Origin of the sequence: Alkalithermobacter thermoalcaliphilus JW-YL-7 = DSM 7308, assembly GCA_001584565.1 — a bacterium.
In the GTDB taxonomy this organism is placed as follows: Bacteria; Bacillota; Clostridia; order Peptostreptococcales; family Peptostreptococcaceae; genus Alkalithermobacter; species Alkalithermobacter thermoalcaliphilus.
Map to the genome: position 1 here is coordinate 1,788,588 of LSFY01000001.1, position 22,760 is coordinate 1,811,347.

The following is a 22,760-nucleotide window of genomic DNA, read 5'->3' on the forward strand; positions in this document are numbered from 1 at the left end:
TAACCCCCATCTACAATAAATGATTAGATTTTAAAATCTAATCATTTATAAGTCCTAATTCTTTATATAGATTTACTCCTTCAGAATAGTATTTTAGTTTTTCTTCGCTAGATATATCGCTATAAATTTCTGCAAGATAAAAATAAGCATTTGCTAATTCTTTTTTGTCTTCTAGCGACCTTATTATTTCTAATGCTTTTTTCATAGTTTCTATAGCCACTTGACTATTTCCTTCTTGTTTATATACTCTTGCGTAGTATTTAAGAGATTTATACTCTAGTATAGTATCTTTTATTTTGATAGATATAGCTAACGCTTTTTTAGCATACTTCTTTGCGTTTTCAAAATCTTTAAATATAATCAGTTTCTTTATATACTCAAACAATATACTTACAACTTCTTCATCTTCGTATTCTCTTTTAATTATATATGCTTTTTTGATGTATTCTAAAGCTTCCTCATGTCTTTCAAGTTTTGTGTATGCTTTAGACATTTTTATATAGGCCTGAGCTTGTTTATTTTTTTCGTTTTCTTTTTCGAATATTTTCATAGCTTTGCTCAGATATTCTTTAGCCTTATCATAATCGCCTTCATTTAAGAATTTGCTTCCTGTAATTAAAAAATCATTTCCTTTATCTTTTATATTGTTTAGTGTTTCTTGTATTTGTTCTGCTTTTTTTGCATAATCTAGACATTTAGTGTTTTCTTCAAGCTTTGCATAGCAATATGAAATATTTATATATATTTCTTTTTTTAGTTCATAATTGTTTAGATTATAACTTTCAAAAACATTTTCTGCTTGCAAAAGCTTTGTTATAGCTACTTTATAAATTTTGTCGCTTATATATATTTCTCCTAGTTTTATATAACACTTAACTACTTCTTCTATGTTTCCTATTTTCACATTAAACATTAAGCTCTCCTCTAAAGATTGTATAGCTTTTTCATAATTTTGTTCTATAAATAACACAAGCCCTTGGATATATTTTGCTTTTGCATAATTGTCATGTATGTCGTAGTCTTTTGATATTTGTATTGCTTTTTCTATTTCTTCTTTAGCTTTTTTTAATTGTTTAGATTTTATATATATATCACTTTTTAGTATCAAGTTTGTTGTAAGCTTTCTAGCTTGCATTTCTTTACTTTCAACTAAATAGTCTACTGTAACATTTAACCTGTTTGCAAAATACTCAAGAAGGTCTTGACTTGGATATGATTTATCTCTTTCTATATGGCTTATTTGAGCTGCTGTTATTCTATTTCCTGCTAGTTCTTTTAATGTAAGATTTTTTTCTTTTCTAAGTTTTTTTATTTTTTGACCTAAAGTAAGTATTTCCATGCATAAGTCCTCCAGATTTAGTATGTCATATTTAATTATAACTTATGAAAATAGTTAAATACAACACAAAAATAGATGCCTTTTTAGGCATCTATTTTATCTGAGAGTCTATTACTTTTAAGGCCTGTATAGCCTTATCTATATCTTTTTTTGTGTTAAAATATCCTATGCTAAATCTTACCGTTCCTTGCTCAAATGTTCCTAAAGTTTTATGAGCTAAAGGTGCACAATGTAGACCTGATCTTGTTGCTATGTCAAATACAGAGTCTAATATATAGCTTATCTCTGAAGAGTCCTCGTCTAATATATTTATAGAAACTACTGAACATTGCTTTTTCACATCTTTAGGTCCATATATCTTAACAGATTCTATTTTTTCAAGTTCTTTAATAAAATATTCTGTAAGCTCTTCTTCGTGCTTTCTTATTTTATCTATTCCTTCTTTTAATATAAACTTTACTCCTTCATTAAGTCCTGCTATACCAGGAGTATTTGGAGTTCCTGATTCGTATCTATCTGGAAGTATATGAGGCTGAGTTAGCTCTTCTGATTTGCTTCCTGTTCCACCTTCTTTTAAGTGCCTTAAATCTATTCCATCTTTTATATATAAAATTCCTGTTCCCTGAGGCCCTAAAAGACCTTTGTGCCCAGGCAGCGCTAACATATCTATATTCATCTTTTCTACATCTATATCATATACTCCTGCTGTTTGAGCTGCATCCACTAAATATGTTATCCCCATTTCCCTGGCAATTTTTCCTATAGATTCTATATCTATCAAAGTTCCACATACATTTGAAGCGTGTGTTGTAACTATTAGTTTAGTGTTTGGTTTTATAGCTTTTTTTATATCTTCTACATTTAACTGTCCATATTTATCACAATTTACTATTGTATTTTCAACACCTATTTTTTCTAGTGCTTTTATTGGCCTTATAACTGAATTGTGCTCCATACTTGTAGTTATTACATGATCACCACTATTTAAAAATCCTTTTATAGCTAAATTAAGTGAATCTGTTGCATTATATGTGAATATTATATTCATAGGATTTCTTATGTTAAAAAGTTTGCATAAGTTTTCTCTTGTTTCGTATATTACTCTTCCTGCTTGTAAAGCTAGTTTATGTCCAGCTCTTCCAGGGTTTGCTCCATAATTTTTCATGCAGTTTAAAACTTCATTATATACACTTTCTGGCTTTGGAAATGTTGTTGCAGCATTATCTAAATAAATCATAGCCCCCTCCAAATTATTCATTTAATATATGAGCTAATATATTTTCAAGTTCTTTTTCATCGTAGTATTCTATCTCAATTTTTCCTTTTTTCTTGCCAGTTAATATATTAACCTTTGTTCCGAATATATCCTTAAGTTTTTCTTCTATGCTTAAAATAAAAGGATCTTTTTCTTTTTTGTTGATTTTGGCAGGTTTGTTTTCTGATATATTTTTTGCTATATTTTCAGTTTCTCTAACTGATAGTCCGTTTTTTATTATATTTTGAGCAACTTCATATTGTAAGTTTTTGTCCTGTATTCTTAAAAGAGCTTTACCATGTCCTGGTGAAATTTCGCTGTTTTCTATAAGTTTTATAACTCTTTGATCTAAATTTAAAAGTCTTATAGTATTTGTTATATGTGGTCTACTTTTTCCAACAGCTTCTGATATTTCTTCCTGAGTTACGTTATAGTTTTCTATTAAACTCTTGTAAGCTAATGCTTCTTCTATTGCATTTAGATCTTCTCTTTGAAGGTTTTCTATAAGTGCAATTTCAGCTACATCTCTTTGTGTTAACTCTTTTATAACACAAGGCATTTCTTTAAGACCTGCCATTTTAGAAGCTCTAAATCTTCTTTCTCCTGCTACTATCATATACCCATTTTCTTGTTTTTTTACTAGTATAGGCTGTAAAACTCCATACCTTTTTATTGATTCTGATAACATTTGTATTTTTTCTTTATCAAATAACTTTCTTGGTTGGTTCTCATTTGGGTATATCTCATTAATATTTATATTCACAATATCTCGTTTTGTGATTTCACCTTCAAGTTTGCTTTCTATTTTTGGAATAAGTGCACTTAATCCTTTTCCTAATCTATTTTTAGCCATTTATATCACGTCCTCTTCTAATTCTATAAACTCCTGAGCAAGCTCTGTATAAGCCTCTGCTCCTTTACATCTTGCATCGTAATACACTATAGGTTTCCCGTGGCTTGGAGCCTCAGCAAGTCTTACATTTCTAGGAACAATAGTTGTATATACGCTCCCTTTAAAAAATCTTTTTACTTCTTCAACTACCTGTATAGAAAGGTTTGCTCTTCCATCAAACATACTTAAAACAACACCTTGAATTTCTAAACTAGGATTTAAGTTTTCTTTTATAAGTCTTATAGTTTCCATTAACTGACTTACACCTTCTAAGGCATAATATTCACATTGTATAGGTATAAGAACACTATCTACAGCAGTTAAAGAGTTTATAGTAAGAAGACCTAAAGAAGGAGGACAATCTATAAATATATAATCATAATCATCTTTTATAAGTTTTACTGCATTTTTAAGTATTAACTCTCTATTTTCTATTCCTGTCAGTTCTATTTCTGCTCCTGCAAGCTCCGTAGATGAAGGTATTATACTTACATTTTCAAACTCTGTTTGAATTATTACATCTGTTATTTGTTTTTCTCCTAATAATACATCATATATTGTAAATTCCATTTCATTTTTATCTATTCCAAATCCACTTGTTGTATTTCCTTGAGGGTCTAAATCTATAACTAAAACCTTTCTTCCTTGTTTAGCTATGCATGCACTTAAATTTACATTTGTAGTTGTTTTTCCTACTCCTCCCTTTTGATTAAAAACGGCTATTACCTTTCCCATAAATCTTCCCCCTTGATAATAACTTTGAAAAAAGATTACTGATATAGCAGTAATCTTATCCTTTTGGAATTCTTACTACAACTTCCACATGATCTCCCTTATCTATTTCTTTATAATTAGCTTTTACTCCTGTGTCAATTATAGCTTTATATGCACTTTTTAAAGTATTTAGATAAATTTTAAGATTTAAAGAAGCCTTTATAGTTTGCTTTTTAGGAGGCTCCTTTTTATTTAATATTTCATCTAGCATATCCTTTATGAGTTTTTCAGTTTTCTTAACAGTTAGGTCATTCTTAATAATAGCATCTAACACTTGCATTCTTAATGTATCGTCTGGAAGTTTTAAAAGAGCCCTTGCATGTCTTTCTGTTAAGTTGTGTTCTAAAAGTTTTGCTTTTATTTCTTCAGAAAGTCTAAGTATTCTAAGTTTATTTGCTATTGTTGACTGATTTTTTCCCAGTTTTTCTGCTAACTGTTGCTGAGTAAACCCATAATCTTTTATAAGGTTATAATACCCTTCTGATTCTTCTATAAAGTTTAAATCTTCTCTTTGAAGATTTTCTATTAAAGCTAGAACAGCTGAAGATTCATCAGTCATGTTAGTAACTATGGCAGGTATTGTTTTAAGCCCTGCCATCTTAGAAGCTCTATATCTTCTTTCACCTGCTACTAATTCAAATTTTTCTCCTATTTTTCTAACAGTGATAGGTTGTAAAATTCCATATGTTTTTATAGAATCACTCAACTCTTGTAAACTAGATTGAGTGAATGTTTTTCTAGGCTGATATGGATTTGGAATTATATTATCTATATCTATCTCTACTATGTGTCTAGGTTCCATATTATCCCCTCTCCGAAAGCAAAATAAAAAGAATATGCTAAAAATTATTTCCCAAATAATACTTTCTTCAAAACATGATTTTTTCCTTCTATTTTCTAATATTTTTTATATTACATTTTGATTTATTTCTCGGGAAATACCTATCTTTTTTGACAAAATATTTACTATTTTATAGGGGCTTTTGATGGTTTTCCTGATTTCCTAGGATATTTTCCTGGGGTATTTTTAAATTTCTTAAAAACTAATATATTATGATTTATGTCTGTATATGGAAGATTTACTTGTATTTTTTCTATAAATTCGACTCCTAAAGTATTCATAGCTTTTTTACTTTCTTTTAATTCTTCATCTGCTAAAGGCCCTTTAAGACATATAAAGTAACCTCCTAATTTAATGAAAGGCACGCAATATTCTAAAAGAACCGGTAAACTAGCTACTGCTCTTGCTGTTGCTATATCATACTTTTCTCTATAATTCTCATTTTGACCAAAATCCTCTGCTCTTCCATGTATAAACTCTACATTTTCTAAATTAAGATCTAAACAAACTTGTTTTAAAAAGTTTATTCTTTTGTTTAGAGAATCTAATAAACTTAAATTTAAACTTTCTTTATATATTTTCCAAGGAAGCGATGGAAAACCAGCTCCTGTTCCTACATCAATTACAAAATCCCCTTCTTTTATATAGTTTGTTTTAAAACAAGATAGTGAATCTATAAAATGCTTTATATATATTTCTCTTTCATCTTCTATTGCTGTTAAGTTTATTTTTTGGTTCCATTCTAATAATAAATCTTTATATATTTCAAATTTATCAAATAAAGTTTCATCTGCATCTATATTTAGTTGTTTTAACCCATTTATAAATAAATCCTTATTATTCAACTTTTTCACTCCTGTTTCTTTTTAATTGTTCAAGATATATAAGCAAAACAGATATATCAGCTGGTGATACCCCTGAAATACGGGATGCCTGTCCTATTGAAATTGGTTTTATTTGATTTAGTTTTTGTCTTGCTTCAAGTCTTAATCCATCTATTTTTGAATAATCTATATCCTCGCTAAGCTTTTTATTTTCAAGTTTTTTGAATTGCTCTATTTGTTTTAGCTGTTTGTCTATATATCCTTCATATTTTATACTTATCTCACATTGTTGTTTTACACTATCTGGTATATTATCTGCACCTTTTCCTATTTTCTCTAGCATTTCATATGTTATCTCAGGTCTTTTCAAAGCATCATAAAGAGACATTCCTACACTTACTAAGCTAGCTCCTAACTCTTGTAATAAAGGATTTAGCTCTTTTGGAGATACTTTCTCAGTTTTTAATCTTTGCATTTCATTTTCTATCATTTCTTTTTTCTTTTTAAACTTTTGATATCTTTCTTCACTTACTAACCCTATTTCATATCCTTTCTCTGTAAGCCTTAAATCTGCATTATCTTGTCTTAGATAAAGCCTATATTCTGATCTTGAAGTCATAACTCTATATGGCTCTTCAGTTCCTTTTGTAACAAGATCGTCTATTAAAACTCCTATATAAGCTTCTGATCTATCTAGTATAAATGGCTCCTTTCCTTTAACTTTTAAAGCTGCATTTATACCTGCTATTATTCCTTGTGCTGCAGCTTCAGCATATCCTGATGTTCCATTAAACTGTCCTGCACTAAATAAACCTTCAACACCTTTTATCTCTAGCGATGGTTTAAGTTGCGTTGGATCTATACAGTCGTATTCAATAGCATAAGCAGGTCTCATTATCTTACAATTTTCAAGACCAGGTATTGACCTATACATTTGAAGTTGAACTTCATAAGGAAGAGATGTTGAAACACCTTGTATATACATTTCCTTTGTGTCTAATCCTTCTGGTTCTATAAATATTTGATGAGAAGGCTTTTCATTAAATCTAACTACTTTATCCTCTATTGATGGACAATATCTTGGGCCTACACTTTCCATATCTCCTCTATACATTGCTGATCTATTTAAGTTTTGCATTATTATTTCGTGTGTCTTTTGTGTAGTTCTAGTCAAATAGCATGGTTCATTTCGTTGCTCTAACTGTTCATTAATAAATGAGAATGGAGTGATCTTCTCATCTCCTTCTTGTATTTCCATTTTAGTAATATCTATTGTATCTCTATGAACCCTTGCAGGTGTTCCTGTTTTAAATCTTCTCATTCTAAGACCTAACTTTTCTAAACTTTCAGTTAAATGTTTAGCATATCCAAGTCCATTAGGCCCTTCATTAAAACTTACCTCTCCCATATATATTTTAGACCTTAAATACACTCCTGTTGCAATTACTACTACATTTGAGTAGTATACAGCTCCTAATTTTGTAACTACTCCCTTTATTTTATTATCTTTTGATAGTATGTGTACTATCTCATCCATTATTATATCTAGGTTTGGCTGATTTTCTAAAGTTTTTTTCATTTCTTTATGATATTTATACTTATCAGTTTGAACTCTCAAAGAGTGAACAGCTGCTCCTTTTGCTGTATTTAACATTCTACTTTGTATAAATGTCTTATCTGCATTTACAGCCATTTCTCCACCTAATGCATCTACTTCTCTTACTAACTGAGACTTACCCGTTCCACCTATTGAAGGATTACATGGCATTAGGGCTATTGCATCTAAAGACATAGTTACTACAAGAGTTTTACATCCCATTCTACTGCTAGCAAGCGCAGCTTCACAACCTGCATGTCCTGCTCCTATTACAATTACATCATAAGTACCTGCATCAAATCTCATAGCAATCCTCCTGTTAAACAAATGTTTCACGAAAAACATATTATTTTCCTATACAAAAATCTCTAAATATAACATCTATTAATTCCTCTGAAACTGTATCTCCTGTAACTTCTCCTAAATAATCCCAAGCATTTTTTATATCTACGCTAATAAAATCTAAAAACATTTTATCCTTTATTGCTACTATGGCATCCTCTAAAGACGAAATTGCCTTTTCTAGTGCATTTTTATGTCTAACATTTGTTATCATAAGGTCATTATTTTGAACTAAATCGCCTTTATATACCATATCAACTATTTGATCTTCAAGATCTGAAAGTCCTAACCTTTCCTTTATTGATATTTTTATTATTCTTTTATCTTGTACATATTTTCTAATTATATCTTCATCTATCTTTTGAGGTAAATCTGTTTTGTTTATTATAACTATAGCTTTCTTTTCTTTTATATCTTCCATTATTTGAATATCTTCTTTTGAAAGCTCTCTTGATGCATCAAGCATAAATATTATCAAATCTGCCATCTGTAAAAATTCTTTTGACCTTTCTACCCCTATTTTTTCTACAATATCCTCAGTTTCTCTTATTCCTGCTGTATCTATTATTTTTAAAGGAATTCCTTTTATATTTACAAACTCTTCTATTACATCTCTAGTTGTTCCTGGTATATCTGTAACTATAGCTCTTGACTCTTTTAGTATTGCGTTTAAAAGAGATGATTTCCCTACATTTGGCTTTCCTATTATTGCAGTTTTTAATCCATCTCTCATTATTTTTCCTGTTTCAGAAGTATCATATAGTTTTTTCATATCTTGTCTTAATTTTATAGCACTATCATAAAGAGTTTCATATGTTATACTGTCTATTTCTTCTTCTTCTGAAAAATCTAAAGTAACTTCTATATGAGCAAGCATTTGTGTTAGTCTATTTCTTAAACTCTTTATTTCGTTTGATAAATTTCCTCCTAGCTGCCCTTGAGCTATATTATAGCTTAAATCTGTTTTAGCTCTTATAACATCTATTACCGCTTCTGCTTGTGAAAGATCTATTCTTCCGTTTAAAAATGCCCTTTTAGTAAATTCTCCTGGCTCTGCTAATCTTGCTCCTTTTTTTAAAACAAGCTCTAAGATCTTTTTTACAGATAAAAATCCTCCATGGCAATTTATTTCTACTATATCTTCACGGGTATAACTGTAAGGTCCTTTCATGTAAGCTACTAATACTTCGTCTATTACTTTTTCACCTTCTTGTATATGTCCATATATAAGAGTTCTAGGTTTATAATCATCTAATTCTTTGCCCGATATAGACTTGAATATATTTTTTAATATATCTAAAGACTTATCTCCACTCATTCTTACTATTCCTATTCCGCCTTCTCCTGCAGGGGTAGCAATAGCTGCAATAGTATCTTCTATATACATAACTTTCACCTCTTTACAGCGTTTATACATTTATTAGTCTCTGATTTGTATCACTATTATATACACAGTAAATACAAAAATAAACCCCTACAATATGTAGGGGATATTAAGATCTTTTAAGTGAAATAACTACTCTTCTATTTGGTTCTTCTCCTTCACTTGTTGTAGTTACAAACCTATCATTTTGAAGGGCTGAGTGAACTACTCTTCTTTCATATGGATTCATTGGTTCAAGCTTTATATCTTTTTTTAATTTAACTGCTTGTTTTGCCATTTTCTGAGCATATCTTGTTAAAGATTGTTCTCTTTTTTGTCTGTAATTTTCTATATCTAAAATAACTTTCATATTATCATATTTGTGTTTGTTTAATGCTAAATTTGACAATAACTGAAGTGAGTCTAATGTCTCTCCTCTTCTTCCTATTAATACTGCTGCTTGATTTCCTTTTAGGTCTACTTTTAATATATCTTGATCCTGTTTTATGCTTATCTGACAATTTATATCCATAGTCTTAAGTATATCTTCTAAAAACTTTTTAACTATATCACTTGGCGTATCTTTTAAAACTACTCTAACTTTAGCAGGCTTTGCTCCTATTATTCCTAAAAATCCCTTGCTAGGTTCTTCTAAAACATAAACATCAACATCTTCTATTTTAGCGTTTAGCTCAAGTAAAGCTTTATCTACAGCCTCTTGTACGGTTTTTCCCATAACCTGCAAATCTCTCATTCCCTTACTCCTCCTTAGCACTTACAGGCTTCATTATGAAATATTGTTGAGCTATTTGGAAAACATTACTTACAACCCAATATAAAGTTAAACCTGCAGGAAAACTTTTACCCCACCAAAGTATAAGCACTGGAAATAAATAAGTCATCATAGCTTGAGTAGGATCTTTTTTTCCCTGGTTTGGAGTCATCATAGCTGATGATATATAAGTTGTAACACCTGCTAGTATAGGTAATATCCACGGAAGAGCTATTCCACCTAACAGGATAACATCTGGATCAGATAAGTTCGAAAGCCATAAAAATGTAGTGTCAATAGATCTATAAGCTTGTTCTGAGCCAAATACATAAATTTCTGGACTTCTAAGAACCGTAAAAAGACCTATTAATATAGGAAACTGAATAAATAAAGGTAAACATCCTGCCATAGGATTTATTTTATTTTCTTGATAAACTTCCATAATTTTTTGATTCATCATCTGTTGATCGTTTCTATATTTTTCTTTTATATCGTTTATTTTAGGCTGTATTTCTTGAACTGCTTTCATTGATTTACTCTGACTTAAAGTAAGCGGTAAAAGTGCTAATTTTACAACAACAGTAAATATTATTATAGCTAAACCGTAATTTCCTACTATATCAAATATTAGTTTTAGTAATACTCCTAATGTTTGTGGTATTATACTCAAAACAAAACCCTCCTAGATTATTTTTTAAACCTATACTTTACCTTAAAGGATCATATCCCCCTGGATGAAACGGGTGACATTTTAAAATCCTTCTTAAAGTTAGGAATAAACCTTTTAAAAATCCATATTTTTTAACTGCCTGTATAGAATATTCAGAACAAGTAGGATAAAATCTGCATGTCCTTCCTTTTAAAGGAGATATACATCTTTGATAAAACCTTACTATATGTATATAGACATAGCCCATAGTATTATCTCCTACTATCTATTATCTTAGACTTTTTGAACAGATTAATCATAAATTTTTCTATAGATTTATAATCTAAATCTTTTGCCCCCTCTCTAGATATAAATACTATGTCATATCCTTGCCTTATTTTATCATTGTTTAATCTAAAGCTTTCTCTTATAAGTCTTTTAACTCTATTTCGTACAACACTATTTCCTATCTTTTTGGATACTGAAAAACCAACTCTATTTTTTCCTAAATTGTTTTCTAATATATATATAACTAATGCTTTGTTAGCAAATGATTTTCCATTATTATATACTTTAGCAAAATCAGAACTTTTTTTTAAAATTTCACAATTACCTAAGTTCATCAACATTTCCTCCGAAGATGAAAATAAGAGAATATTATACAAAAAGGTCACTTTAACAAAGCGACCTTTATATAATTAAGCAGTTAATCTTTTTCTGCCCTTTGCTCTTCTAGCTTTTAGTACATTTCTTCCATTTTTATTTTTCATTCTTTTTCTGAATCCATGCTCTTTTTTTCTTTGTCTTTTTTTAGGTTGATAAGTTCTCTTCATAGCAAAGACACCACCTTTCCATTTGTTATGTTTCTATGTTTAATAAATCTTAATATTACTTCACTAAAAGTGAGCACACTACTAGTAAATTATAAATGTATTCAAATTTATTGTCAATTAAATTTTAAATATATCTATTAGAATTGTTTTGTGGATATATTTATTCAGATTTAGTTTGTATTGTGGATAATTTTTGATAATATATTGAAGTTTATGTCTATATTTGATATTATATTTTTTGCCTGTTGATAATTTTTATTTTTTACTCTACATTATCCACAGACTGTTGATAAGTTTGTGAATAACTTTTGATTATCTTTGGATATTCTTATAAATTGCCTTATTTATCATTGTTTATACTTATTATAAAGTTATCAACAAAATTCAAGTTTTTTTATTTTTTTATTATTTTTTTTGCTATTATCCCCACAAACTAACATATTTTTTGCTTTTTCCACAATTTGATGTGATTATTTTATTTTTTTTCTAAAAATTTGTGTTTTTGTTGATAAATCTGTGTATTTTTTGCAATTTTTCTTAATTATATACAATTATCATCTCTAGATTGGAGGATATTCTATGGATTTATTCACATTATGGGAGCATGCTCTTAAATTAATTAAAACTGAACTAACTCCTGCTAGTTTCAATGCCTTTTTTAAACCCATAGAGCCCATAAAAAAAACTGATAACACATTGGTTTTATCTGTTCCAAATGATTTTGCAAAGGGAATTATAGAAGCTAGATATATAAACCTTATAGAAAACAGTGTAAATCAAATTTCGTCAACTAAATACAAAATAAAGCTTGTTCTTTATTCAGACGATCTAAAAAATGACTTAAATGATAATTCAAAATCTGAAAGCGTCAATCATCCAAATTTAAACCCTAAATATGTATTTGATACATTTGTTATAGGCAATAGTAATAGATTTGCTCATGCTGCATGTGTTGCTGTAGCAGAAGCTCCTGCTAAAGCTTACAACCCTTTATTTATATATGGTGGAGTTGGACTTGGAAAAACTCACTTAATGCATGCTATAGGTCATCATATACTTAGTCTTAATAAAAATGCAAAAGTTGTATACGTTTCTTCTGAAACTTTTACAAATGAACTAATTAACTCAATAAAAGACGATAGAAATGAAGAATTTAGAAATAAATATAGAAAGGTAGATGTTCTATTAGTTGATGATATTCAATTTATAGCAGGAAAAGAACGAACTCAAGAAGAGTTTTTCCATACTTTTAATGCCTTACATGAAGCAAATAAGCAAATTATCATATCTAGCGACAGAACACCTAAAGAAATTCCTACATTAGAAGATAGATTAAGATCTAGGTTTGAGATGGGACTTATAACAGATATTCAACCCCCAGATTTTGAAACTAGAATGGCTATATTAAGGAAAAAAGCTCAAGATGAAAATTTAGATATTCCTAATGAAGTTACTGCTTATATAGCTAAAAATATAAAATCTAATATTAGAGAACTAGAAGGGGCATTAACTAGAGTTGTTGCATACTCTTCTTTAACAAATAGATCTATTACTTATGATCTTGCAATGGAAGCTTTAAAAGATATAGTATCTTCATCTAAACCAAGAGAAATAACAGTCAAATTTATAAAAGAAAAAGTAGCTGAATATCTAAATGTGAAAATGGAAGACTTTGATTCTAAAAAGAGAACTAGAGCAATAGCATATCCAAGGCAAATAGCTATGTATCTATGTCGAGAACTTACTGACCTTTCTTTGCCTAAAATAGGAGAAGAATTTGGCGGAAGAGATCATACAACTGTAATTCACGCACACGAAAAAATATCTAATGATATAAAAACAAATTCAGAGCTTAAAGAAAAAATAGATAGAATTATAAGAGATTTAAAGGGATAGTTATTAACAAAAATAAGTTAATAACATCTTAATAATTTGTGGACATATTTTTTTCTTTTTTTCATATACTAATATGTTGATAACTTTTGTTTTGTTTTGCACATATTATCAACACTCAATTCATTTGAAATTTAAGCGCCTTATCCACTTATCCACAAATTAACAGGCCCTATTACTATTACTACTATCTTTTTTATATTTTTTTTTATTTTTTAAAGCACAGGAGGTTATCCACAATGAAACTTATATGCAGCCAACAAACTTTATCTAATGCTATAAGTACTGTTCAAAAAGCTGTTTCTTCTAAAACTACTCTTCCTATACTAAAGGGATTACTACTTGAATGTGTACAAGATAAACTATACCTTATAGGAAATGATTTAGAACTTGGAATACAATCATGCATTGATGCTGATGTATTTGATGAAGGATCTGTTGTTATAGACTCTAGATTATTCGGTGATATAATAAGAAAACTTCCAAATGCTCCTGTTGAAATATATACAGATAATGAATTTAACATATATATAAAATGTGAGTTTTCAGAGTTTAAAATAAAGGGACTTTCTCCTGAAGACTATCCAAGGCTACCAGATGTTGATGAAGAAATGTTTTATCAAATACCAGAAGATTTATTTAAGAATATGATAAAACAAACAGTATTTGCAATATCTCAAGACGAAACAAAACCAATATTAATGGGAGAACTTTTAGAAATAGAAGGTGACAATATAAGCTTAATAGCTATTGATGGTTATAGACTTGCTACTAAAACTGGTCAAATAAATAACAATGTCGGAAACATAAAAGTGATAATTCCTGGAAAGGCCTTGAATGAAATAAATAGAATACTTGCAGGAGATGAAGGAAGAGAAATAAAAATTTCATTTACAGAAAAACATGCATTGTTTTTAATTGATAATACAAAAATAATAACAAGGTTGCTTGAAGGAGAATTTATAAACTATAAACAAATTCTTCCCAAAGAATATAATCTTAGAGTAAAAGTTTCTACTAAAAAGCTTTTAAGCTGTATTGAAAGAGCTTCCCTTCTTGCAAAAGAAGGAAAAAATAATTTAGTGAAATTTTCTATAAGAGATGATATAATGCTAGTTACCTCTAATTCTGAAATAGGAAATGTTCAAGAAGAAATATCTATAAGCCTTGAGGGTGAAGATTTAGATATAGCATTTAACTCTAGATATTTAATGGAAGGACTTAAGGTTATAGATAGTGAAGAAATTTATCTTGAATTTACTACAAATGTAAGCCCTTGCATTATAAAGCCAGAAGATGGAGAAAAGTATATATATTTACTACTTCCAGTTAGAATATCATCAAGCAGATAAACCCAACAGTAGTGTTGGGTTTTTGTGATATAATATAAGTTATGATAAAATATAGGAGGAAAAGTATGATTGAAATAAAGATAACTTCAGAATTTATAAAGTTAGATCAGCTGTTAAAACTTGCAGATGTAGTTTCGACGGGAGGAGAAGCTAAGTTGCTTATAAAGGACGAGAAAGTATTTGTAAATGGAAATTTAGAAACTCAAAGAGGTAAAAAGATAAGATCAGGAGATATTGTAAAAGTTAATGGTAAAACAATAAAAGTTGTTTAGATAGGAGTATAATCTGTGTATATTCAAGATCTTAAATTGATTAATTTTAGAAATTACTCTAATATTTATCTAGAATTTAATAAAAATATAAATCTGTTAGTCGGAAAAAATGGACAAGGCAAAACTAATATATTAGAAGCTATATATATGCTTTCAATAGGAAAATCATTTAGAACAAATAAAGATAGCGAAATAATAATGTTTGACAAGGAAAGTTTATATGTATCAGGGTCTTATTTTAAAAACTATAACAATAACAACATAGAAATTGTTGTAAAGAAAGGATCTAAAAAGGGGATAAAGATAAACAAATCATCTATAAACAAAATAGAGCATTTGTTGGGAAAATTCAATGTAGTTATATTTTCTCCTGAGGATCTTAAACTTGTAAAAGAGGGCCCTTCGGAAAGAAGGAAATTTATAGATAGAGAGATAAGTCAAATACTGCCTAGGTATTATCATCACTTATATAAGTATAATAAAATTTTGACTCAAAGAAATAAGCATCTAAAAGAAGGAAAGATAGATGCTAGTTTAATTGATGTATTTGATGATACTCTTTCAAGTGAAGGGGCATGGATTTACTTTTATAGACGAGAATTTACTCAAAAAATAGGAAAAATAGCTAGTGAGATTTATAGAAAATTAACAGATAATGTAGAGGTTTTAGATATAAAATATGTAACACAGATAGATATAAGTGGAGATTATAACCACATAAAAGAAAATTTATACTCCAGGATAAAAGCTAGCTTTAAAGATGATCTGATGAATAAAATAACTAAAATTGGACCTCATAGAGATGACATAAAAATATTTATAAATAATTTTGACTCAAAGTTTTATGCATCTCAAGGGCAACAAAGGACAGCAGCTATATCACTTAAACTATCAGAAATATATCTAATAAAAGAAGAAACAAACGAATATCCAGTAATATTGTTAGATGATATTTTTAGTGAACTAGATGAAAAAAGACAAAAACTACTTATAGATAACTTAAATAATTTTCAAATATTTATTACAACAGCAGAACAAAGTCATAAAGAAATATTTAAACAAAAGGACTTAAAGATTTTCAATATAGATAAGGGTAAGGTTATTTAGAACATATATTCCTTAGGAAAGGAAGGGACAAAATGAATCAAGAATATGGAGCAAGTCAAATACAGGTTCTTGAAGGATTAGAGCCTGTAAGAAAAAGACCTGGAATGTATATAGGTTCAACAGGACCTAGAGGACTTCATCATCTAGTTTATGAGGTTGTAGATAATAGTATAGATGAAGCGTTAGCGGGATATTGTACTGATATAAGAGTATGTATACATAAAGATGGTTCAATATCAGTTCAAGATAATGGAAGGGGTATCCCTACTGAGATACATCCACAAACAGGAAAATCTACTGTAGAAACAGTTTTAACAGTTCTTCATGCAGGAGGAAAATTTGGCTCAGGAGGATATAAAGTATCAGGAGGACTACATGGAGTTGGTGTATCGGTAGTTAATGCCCTTTCTGAGTGGCTTGAAGTAACTGTAAAAAGAGATGGAAAAATATATACTCAAAGATATGAAAGGGGAAATCCTAAGTCAAACCTTGAAGTTGTAGGAGATACTGATGAAAGAGGAACTACTATAACTTTTAAACCAGATGCTGAAATATTTGAAGATATAGTATTTAAATACGAAACTTTAGAACATAGATTAAGAGAGCTTGCATTCTTAAATAAAGGAATAAGAATAGTTTTAGAAGATGAAAGAGAAGAAGGCAAGAAAAAAGAGTTTCTGTATAGTGGAGGAATAATAGAGTTTGTAAAACATTTAAACAAAAATAGAGACTCAATTCATGACGAAGTGATATATTTTGAAAAAAAAGTAGAGGATTATCAAGTTGAGATATCTATGCAGTATACAGATGGATATACTGAAAATGTTTATTCTTTTGCTAATAATATAAACACTCATGAAGGTGGAAGCCACTTGAGTGGATTTAAGTCTGCCTTAACTAGAGTTGTAAATGAGTATGCAAGGAAAAATAATTATTTAAAAGAAAAAGACAGTAATTTAACAGGAGAAGATATAAGAGAAGGTTTAACAGCAATAGTATCAGTAAAACTTCCAGAACCACAATTTGAAGGACAAACTAAAACAAAGTTAGGAAATACAGAGGTTAGAGGTATAGTTGAAGGAATAACATTCGAAGAATTTGGAGCTTTCCTAGAAGAAAACCCTCAAACTTCTAGAGTAATAATAGACAAAGGACTTAGAGCTCAAAGAGCTAGAGAAGCAGCTAAAAAGGCTAGAGAACTTACAAGAAGGAAAGGTGCACTAGAAAGTACATCTTTACCAGGAAAACTAGCAGATTGTTCAGAAAAAGATCCAGCTAAAAGTGAAATTTACTTGGTGGAGGGAGATTCAGCAGGTGGTTCTGCTAAACAAGGAAGAGATAGAAGATATCAAGCAATACTTCCTTTAAGAGGTAAAATCCTTAATGTTGAAAAGTCTAGACTTGATAAAATACTTGCTTCTGAAGAAATAAGAAATATGATAACTGCATTTGGTTGTGGTATATCAGATGAATTTGATCATGATAAATTAAGATACCACAAAATAGTTATAATGACAGATGCAGATGTTGATGGTGCTCATATAAGGACATTACTTCTTACATTTTTCTTCAGATATATGAGACCACTTATTGAAAATGGACATGTTTATATAGCTCAGCCACCATTATATAAAGTTAAAAAAGGTAAAAATGAGTATTATGTTTATTCAGATAAAGAGCTTAACAAGTTATTATCTGATATAGGAAGAGATGGAGTAAATCTTCAAAGATATAAAGGTCTTGGAGAGATGAATCCAGAGCAGCTATGGGAGACTACAATGAATCCTGAAACTAGAACACTACTTCAGGTTTCTATAGAAGATGCGTCTAAAGCAGATGAAATATTTACTATGCTTATGGGAGATAAAGTAGAACCTAGAAGAAACTTTATTCAAGAAAATGCAAAATATGTTAAAAATCTAGATATATAACTAAAAAATTATGGAAAGGGGTATTTTCGTGATTGAAGAAAATGAAAAAATAGTCCCTATAGAAATAGAAGACGAAATGAGAAAGTCTTATATAGATTATGCTATGAGTGTAATAGTAGGGAGAGCACTTCCAGATGTAAGAGATGGACTTAAACCTGTTCATAGAAGAATACTTTATGCAATGAATGAACTTAATATGACTCCAGATAAACCTTATAGAAAGTCAGCTCGTCTTGTTGGAGACGTTTTAGGTAAGTATCATCCACATGGAGATACAGCTGTTTATGATGCGATGGTTAGGATGGCACAGGATTTTTCAACTAGATATTTACTAGTTGATGGTCATGGAAACTTTGGATCAATAGATGGAGATGGCGCAGCTGCAATGCGTTATACAGAAGCTAGAATGTCTAAACTTGCACTTGAGCTTTTGAAAGATATAGACAAAGAAACTGTTGATTTTGTTCCAAACTTTGATGAAACATTAAAAGAGCCGTCAGTTCTTCCATCAAGGTATCCAAATTTATTAGTTAATGGATCAAGTGGTATAGCAGTAGGTATGGCAACATCTATACCGCCACATAATTTAGGAGAAGTTATAGATGCAGTTATACATCTTATAGATAATCCTGAATGTGAAATTGAAGATTTAATGAAGCATATAAAAGGACCTGATTTTCCTACAGGAGCTATAATAATGGGAAAAGAAGGCATATTAAGTGCATATAAAACAGGAAGAGGAAAAGTAAAGGTTAGATCTAATGCATATATAGAGGATATAGGTAAAGGAAAAACTCAAATAGTTATAACAGAAATACCTTATCAGGTTAATAAAGCTAAATTAATAGAGAAAATAGCAGAATTAGTAAAAGATAAAAAAGTAGAAGGAATATCTGATATAAGAGATGAAAGTGATAGAAACGGACTTAGAATAGTTATAGAAATAAAAAAAGATTCTAATGCAAATGTAGTTTTAAACAAACTTTACAAACACTCACAACTAGAGGATAGCTTTAGTATAATAATGCTTGCTTTAGTTAACGGAGAGCCTAAGGTTATAAACTTAAAGAGCATGCTTTATCATTATCTAGAGCATCAAAAAGATGTAATAACTAGAAGAACAAAATTTGACCTAAAAAAAGCTGAGGAAAGAGCTCATATTTTAGAAGGTTTTAAGATAGCGTTAGATAATATAGATGAAGTTATAAACATAATAAAAAGATCAGAAAACTCTCAAGTAGCTAAGGCATCTCTTATAGATAGGTTTTCATTTAGTGAAGTTCAAGCACAAGCAATACTTGATATGAGACTTCACAGACTTACAGGTCTTGAAAGAGAAAAAATAGAAGAAGAATACAAAAATCTTTTAGAGAAAATAGCTTATCTAAAACAAATACTTGAAGATGAAAGTATGTTATTATCTGTTATAAAAGATGAAATAACAGCTATAAAAGAAAAATATTCTGATAATAGAAGAACACAGATAAGATCATCTGAAGGTGAGATTGACATAAAAGACCTTATTGAAGATGAAGAAATAGCTGTAACATTAACTCATTTTGGATATATAAAAAGACTTGCTGCTGATACTTACAAGCCTCAACATAGGGGAGGAAAAGGGGTTTGTGCACTTACAACAAGAGAAGAAGATTTTGTTGAACATTTAGTAATAACATCAACTCATAGTAGTTTACTTTTCTTTACTAATAAAGGTAAAGTGTACAAAGTAAACGCATATGAAATACCAGAAGGAAAAAGACAAGCTAAAGGAACAGCAATAATTAATTTACTTCCTATTGAACCTAATGAGAAAGTTACAGCTTTAATTTCAATTAAAGATAGTATAGAAGAAAAATATTTAGTTTTATGTACTAAAAATGGAGTTATTAAAAAGACAGACCTAGATGAATTTAGAAAAAGTAAAAGAAATGGACTTATAGCTATTAATCTTAGAGAAGAAGATGAGCTTATAGGTGTAAAACTTACTAATGGAAATGAAGAAATTGTATTAGTTACAAAATATGGACTTGCTATAAGGTTTAGCGAGAAAGATATAAGAGATATGGGAAGAAACGCTATGGGAGTTAAAGCATTAAGCCTAAACGATGATGACTGCGTTGTAGCAATGGAATTAGTAAGTGAAGGAGAAAAGCTTTTAGTAGTAAGTGAAAAAGGTTATGGAAAGAAGACTTTTATATCAGAATACAAGCTACAAAATAGAGGTGGAAAAGGATTAAAAACTTATAACATAACAGATAAGACAGGAGTATTAATTGGAGCTAAGTTAGTAAATGAAGATGATGAAATTATGCTTTTAAGTGCAGATGGAACATTAATCAGATTGAAAGTTAATGATATATCCACTCTAGGAAGATCTACAAGCGGTGTAAAACTAATGAAAACTCAGGAAGAATCATATATTGCATCTATAGCGAAAATAGCAGAAAAAGAATAGGGAAATTCTCTATTCTTTTTCTTTTATTATATTTTTTAAAGTGGTAAAATATATAAAAGGCAGAAAGGGGTGTAGATTGTGAGAGATAAAAAATGTAAATATTTTTTATTTGGTGGAGTAATAGGTGCTCTAATAGCTTTATTATCAACTCCAAAAACAGGAAAGCAAACAAGAGATATGTTGGTTTTAAAAACTAAAGAAATAGTTAATGATCCTGAAGAGTTTAAGTTATCCTTAATGAGAAAAATAAAAAATATAGTGAAAGCTGTTACAGAAGAAAATGAAATAAGACCATTAGATAAAGAAATAGTAATAAGCAAAGAATTTATAGACGAGGAAGTTGAATAATATGATATTAAATATTTGGGAAATAGGAATTCTTTTAATAGGAATAGGATTTTTAACTATTTCTATAAAACTTTGCATCACTCTTAAAAATTTAGATATAGTAATAAAGAGAATAGATAAAATTTTAGAAAATAGCGAGAGAAATATAGAAAATATACTAGATGGAGTTGAAAGTTTAACAAATTTAGTAAATACAATTGTAAATATAATTCCTGGAACTGTAAATTTTTTATCTACAGCAAAATTCTTGAGTGGAATATTTGCAAAAAACAAAAAAACTAGGGGTGATAAAAATGTCTCTTTTAATAGATAAAGTTTATAAAGAAAGTGAAAAATTATGGATTGTTAGCTTACAAGGTGAAGTTGATATAGACAATGCCTCTGAATTGAAAGAAGTACTAATGGATATAGCAAAAGAAGGATTTGATATAAAAATAGATGCTTCAAAGTTAGAATACATAGACTCAACAGGACTTGGTATATTAATTGGAGCACTAAAGAGATTAAAAGAAAAACAAAGGGATATATATATATCAAATCCAAAAAATAATGTTAGAAAATTATTTTTAATAACTGGATTAGATAAAATATTTAAGTTGGAGGGATAATTGTAATGTTGCTTTCTACTGAAGATTTACAGGGTGATTGTTTAGATGTAATAACTTTAACTTCGCCTAGCAAAAGTAGTTATGTTGGAGTTGCAAGACTTACAGTTTCAGCTATAGCGTGTAGAATGGGATTTGATATAGAGCAAATAGAAGATATAAAAGTTGCTGTAGCTGAAGCGTGTACAAATGTTATAAAACATAGTCATAGCATTGACTTTGAGATTAAATTTAAGATATACAAAGATAAGCTTGAAATAAATGTAACTGATAAAGGTAAGGGATATAATATTTTATCAGTTAAAGACACAAATATAGAAGAAATGAAGGAAAGTGGATTAGGAATATTTATAATACAAACTCTTATGGATGAAGTATATATAGATTCAAAAATAGGGGATGGAACTAGTGTTAAAATGATAAAATATCTGGGGGTTGATTTTTGATGAAGTGTGTAGCAAAATCAGCTACAAATGAAGAAGTATCACTTGAAACTTTAAGTGATAAAGAGCTTTTTTTGATTTATAAAGATACAAAAAATAAAGACATAAGGAATGAATTAATTAAAAGATACATCTATATAGCTGAAATAATATCTAAAAAATATGCTAACAAAGGGATTGATTATGAAGATATATATCAGGTGGCAACATTGGGGCTGATTTATGCTGTAGAAAGATTTGATTTAGATAAAGGATATGAATTTTCAAGCTTTGCAACTCCCACTATAATAGGAGAAATAAAAAAATACTTCAGAGATAAAGGTTGGATTGTAAGAATTCCAAGAAGAATTCAGGAACTATCAAAGAAAGTAAATGATGCAAAAGCTTACCTTGAACAAAAAAATAAATCAACTCCAAAAGTTTCTGATATAGCTGAGCATATAGGATGTACAGAAGAAGAAGTTTTAGAAGTTTTAGACTCATCTTATGTATATGCTATGAAATCGCTAGATTCAAGTTATGAGTCAGAAAAAGATGATAAAGAAGTAAAAATATCAGACACAATAGGTTATGACGATTCCGGATTTGAATTAGTTGAAAATAGGGATTTATTACAAAAATTGCTTAATAAATTAGACGATTTTGAGAAAAAAATAATATTGCAAAGATTTGTTGAAGGAAGAACACAGTCTGAAATAGCCAAAGAGATGGGTGTATCTCAGATGACTATATCTAGAATGGAGAAAAAAATACTAGCTAAAATGAAAAAAGAATATTTTTTATAAAAAAAGTATTGACTCATTATTCAAAAGGTGATATATTATTACTTGTCGTTAGGACAAGTAAATGAACCTTGAAAATTAAACAGCAGGT

24 protein-coding genes are annotated in these 22,760 nt (G+C 29.2%); 11 read left to right on the plus strand and 13 right to left on the minus strand.

Annotated features, from left to right (window positions below; all coding sequences use genetic code 11):
- Nucleotides 1–37: 37 nt before the first annotated feature.
- The 13 genes from JWYL7_RS09195 to rpmH form a co-directional block, all read right to left on the minus strand.
- On the minus strand, nucleotides 38–1,339 hold the full coding sequence (locus tag JWYL7_RS09195) for a helix-turn-helix domain-containing protein (RefSeq protein WP_066072117.1): 1,302 nt from the start codon (nucleotides 1,337–1,339) through the stop codon (nucleotides 38–40).
- A gap of 91 nt (nucleotides 1,340–1,430) precedes the next feature.
- Nucleotides 1,431–2,576, minus strand: coding sequence for an aminotransferase class V-fold PLP-dependent enzyme (locus tag JWYL7_RS09200; RefSeq protein ID WP_066072120.1), 1,146 nt, complete (start codon nucleotides 2,574–2,576; stop codon nucleotides 1,431–1,433).
- A gap of 13 nt (nucleotides 2,577–2,589) precedes the next feature.
- Nucleotides 2,590–3,447 (minus strand): ParB/RepB/Spo0J family partition protein, encoded by an 858-nt coding sequence (locus tag JWYL7_RS09205; RefSeq protein ID WP_066072122.1) that lies wholly within the window; start codon nucleotides 3,445–3,447, stop codon nucleotides 2,590–2,592.
- Nucleotides 3,448–4,221 (minus strand): ParA family protein, encoded by a 774-nt coding sequence (locus tag JWYL7_RS09210; RefSeq protein ID WP_066072125.1) that lies wholly within the window; start codon nucleotides 4,219–4,221, stop codon nucleotides 3,448–3,450.
- Between the two features lie 55 nt (nucleotides 4,222–4,276).
- Entirely contained in the window at nucleotides 4,277–5,062 is a 786-nt protein-coding gene (gene noc, locus JWYL7_RS09215; protein ID WP_066072127.1) for a nucleoid occlusion protein, read from the minus strand.
- A 164-nt stretch (nucleotides 5,063–5,226) separates the two neighbouring features.
- The gene (gene rsmG / locus JWYL7_RS09220) at nucleotides 5,227–5,946 is read right to left on the minus strand and encodes a 16S rRNA (guanine(527)-N(7))-methyltransferase RsmG (protein WP_066072130.1); all 720 of its coding nucleotides are present in this window, start codon (nucleotides 5,944–5,946) and stop codon (nucleotides 5,227–5,229) included.
- Nucleotides 5,939–7,828 carry a tRNA uridine-5-carboxymethylaminomethyl(34) synthesis enzyme MnmG gene (gene mnmG / locus JWYL7_RS09225; protein ID WP_066072133.1) on the minus strand — a complete coding sequence of 630 codons (1,890 nt, stop codon included), beginning with the start codon at nucleotides 7,826–7,828 and terminating at the stop codon, nucleotides 5,939–5,941. The genes rsmG and mnmG overlap by 8 nt, the downstream gene beginning before the upstream one ends.
- A 40-nt stretch (nucleotides 7,829–7,868) precedes the next feature.
- A complete protein-coding gene (gene mnmE, locus JWYL7_RS09230) occupies nucleotides 7,869–9,251 on the minus strand; it encodes a tRNA uridine-5-carboxymethylaminomethyl(34) synthesis GTPase MnmE (protein ID WP_066072135.1) in 1,383 nt (460 codons plus the stop codon).
- A gap of 106 nt (nucleotides 9,252–9,357) precedes the next feature.
- Nucleotides 9,358–9,981, minus strand: a complete 624-nt coding sequence (gene jag, locus JWYL7_RS09235) for an RNA-binding cell elongation regulator Jag/EloR (protein ID WP_066072139.1) — start codon at nucleotides 9,979–9,981, stop codon at nucleotides 9,358–9,360.
- 4 nt (nucleotides 9,982–9,985) lie between these two features.
- On the minus strand, nucleotides 9,986–10,669 hold the full coding sequence (locus tag JWYL7_RS09240) for a YidC/Oxa1 family membrane protein insertase (protein ID WP_066072142.1): 684 nt from the start codon (nucleotides 10,667–10,669) through the stop codon (nucleotides 9,986–9,988).
- A gap of 37 nt (nucleotides 10,670–10,706) precedes the next feature.
- Nucleotides 10,707–10,916, minus strand: coding sequence for a membrane protein insertion efficiency factor YidD (gene yidD / locus JWYL7_RS09245; protein ID WP_066072145.1), 210 nt, complete (start codon nucleotides 10,914–10,916; stop codon nucleotides 10,707–10,709).
- 4 nt (nucleotides 10,917–10,920) lie between these two features.
- On the minus strand, nucleotides 10,921–11,271 hold the full coding sequence (gene rnpA, locus JWYL7_RS09250) for a ribonuclease P protein component (RefSeq protein ID WP_066072148.1): 351 nt from the start codon (nucleotides 11,269–11,271) through the stop codon (nucleotides 10,921–10,923).
- A gap of 75 nt (nucleotides 11,272–11,346) precedes the next feature.
- Complete coding sequence (gene rpmH, locus JWYL7_RS09255) at nucleotides 11,347–11,481, minus strand: 50S ribosomal protein L34 (RefSeq protein ID WP_066072151.1); 135 nt, start codon at nucleotides 11,479–11,481, stop codon at nucleotides 11,347–11,349.
- Nucleotides 11,482–12,060: 579 nt separating this feature from the next.
- Between rpmH and dnaA the strand changes: the two genes are divergently transcribed.
- The 11 genes from dnaA to JWYL7_RS09310 all read left to right on the plus strand — a co-directional run bounded on the left by dnaA (nucleotide 12,061) and on the right by JWYL7_RS09310 (nucleotide 22,672).
- A complete protein-coding gene (gene dnaA, locus JWYL7_RS09260) occupies nucleotides 12,061–13,377 on the plus strand; it encodes a chromosomal replication initiator protein DnaA (RefSeq protein WP_066072153.1) in 1,317 nt (438 codons plus the stop codon).
- A gap of 236 nt (nucleotides 13,378–13,613) precedes the next feature.
- Nucleotides 13,614–14,726 (plus strand): DNA polymerase III subunit beta, encoded by a 1,113-nt coding sequence (gene dnaN, locus JWYL7_RS09265; protein ID WP_066072156.1) that lies wholly within the window; start codon nucleotides 13,614–13,616, stop codon nucleotides 14,724–14,726.
- 65 nt (nucleotides 14,727–14,791) lie between these two features.
- Nucleotides 14,792–14,998 carry a S4 domain-containing protein YaaA gene (gene yaaA, locus JWYL7_RS09270; protein ID WP_066072159.1) on the plus strand — a complete coding sequence of 69 codons (207 nt, stop codon included), beginning with the start codon at nucleotides 14,792–14,794 and terminating at the stop codon, nucleotides 14,996–14,998.
- A gap of 15 nt (nucleotides 14,999–15,013) precedes the next feature.
- Nucleotides 15,014–16,105, plus strand: coding sequence for a DNA replication/repair protein RecF (recF, locus tag JWYL7_RS09275; RefSeq protein WP_066072162.1), 1,092 nt, complete (start codon nucleotides 15,014–15,016; stop codon nucleotides 16,103–16,105).
- A 32-nt stretch (nucleotides 16,106–16,137) separates the two neighbouring features.
- Nucleotides 16,138–18,036, plus strand: coding sequence for a DNA topoisomerase (ATP-hydrolyzing) subunit B (gene gyrB / locus JWYL7_RS09280; RefSeq protein ID WP_066072165.1), 1,899 nt, complete (start codon nucleotides 16,138–16,140; stop codon nucleotides 18,034–18,036).
- A 31-nt stretch (nucleotides 18,037–18,067) separates the two neighbouring features.
- Nucleotides 18,068–20,491 carry a DNA gyrase subunit A gene (gene gyrA / locus JWYL7_RS09285; protein WP_066072493.1) on the plus strand — a complete coding sequence of 808 codons (2,424 nt, stop codon included), beginning with the start codon at nucleotides 18,068–18,070 and terminating at the stop codon, nucleotides 20,489–20,491.
- 78 nt (nucleotides 20,492–20,569) lie between these two features.
- Nucleotides 20,570–20,839, plus strand: a complete 270-nt coding sequence (locus JWYL7_RS09290) for a YtxH domain-containing protein (protein ID WP_066072168.1) — start codon at nucleotides 20,570–20,572, stop codon at nucleotides 20,837–20,839.
- Nucleotide 20,840: 1 nt separating this feature from the next.
- On the plus strand, nucleotides 20,841–21,152 hold the full coding sequence (locus tag JWYL7_RS09295; protein WP_066072171.1) for a hypothetical protein: 312 nt from the start codon (nucleotides 20,841–20,843) through the stop codon (nucleotides 21,150–21,152).
- On the plus strand, nucleotides 21,133–21,447 hold the full coding sequence (locus tag JWYL7_RS09300; RefSeq protein ID WP_066072174.1) for an STAS domain-containing protein: 315 nt from the start codon (nucleotides 21,133–21,135) through the stop codon (nucleotides 21,445–21,447). The genes JWYL7_RS09295 and JWYL7_RS09300 overlap by 20 nt, the downstream gene beginning before the upstream one ends.
- A gap of 5 nt (nucleotides 21,448–21,452) precedes the next feature.
- The gene (locus JWYL7_RS09305) at nucleotides 21,453–21,890 is read left to right on the plus strand and encodes an ATP-binding protein (RefSeq protein WP_066072177.1); all 438 of its coding nucleotides are present in this window, start codon (nucleotides 21,453–21,455) and stop codon (nucleotides 21,888–21,890) included.
- Nucleotides 21,890–22,672 (plus strand): SigB/SigF/SigG family RNA polymerase sigma factor, encoded by a 783-nt coding sequence (locus JWYL7_RS09310; protein ID WP_066072180.1) that lies wholly within the window; start codon nucleotides 21,890–21,892, stop codon nucleotides 22,670–22,672. The genes JWYL7_RS09305 and JWYL7_RS09310 overlap by 1 nt, the downstream gene beginning before the upstream one ends.
- The last annotated feature ends 88 nt before the right edge of the window (nucleotides 22,673–22,760 follow it).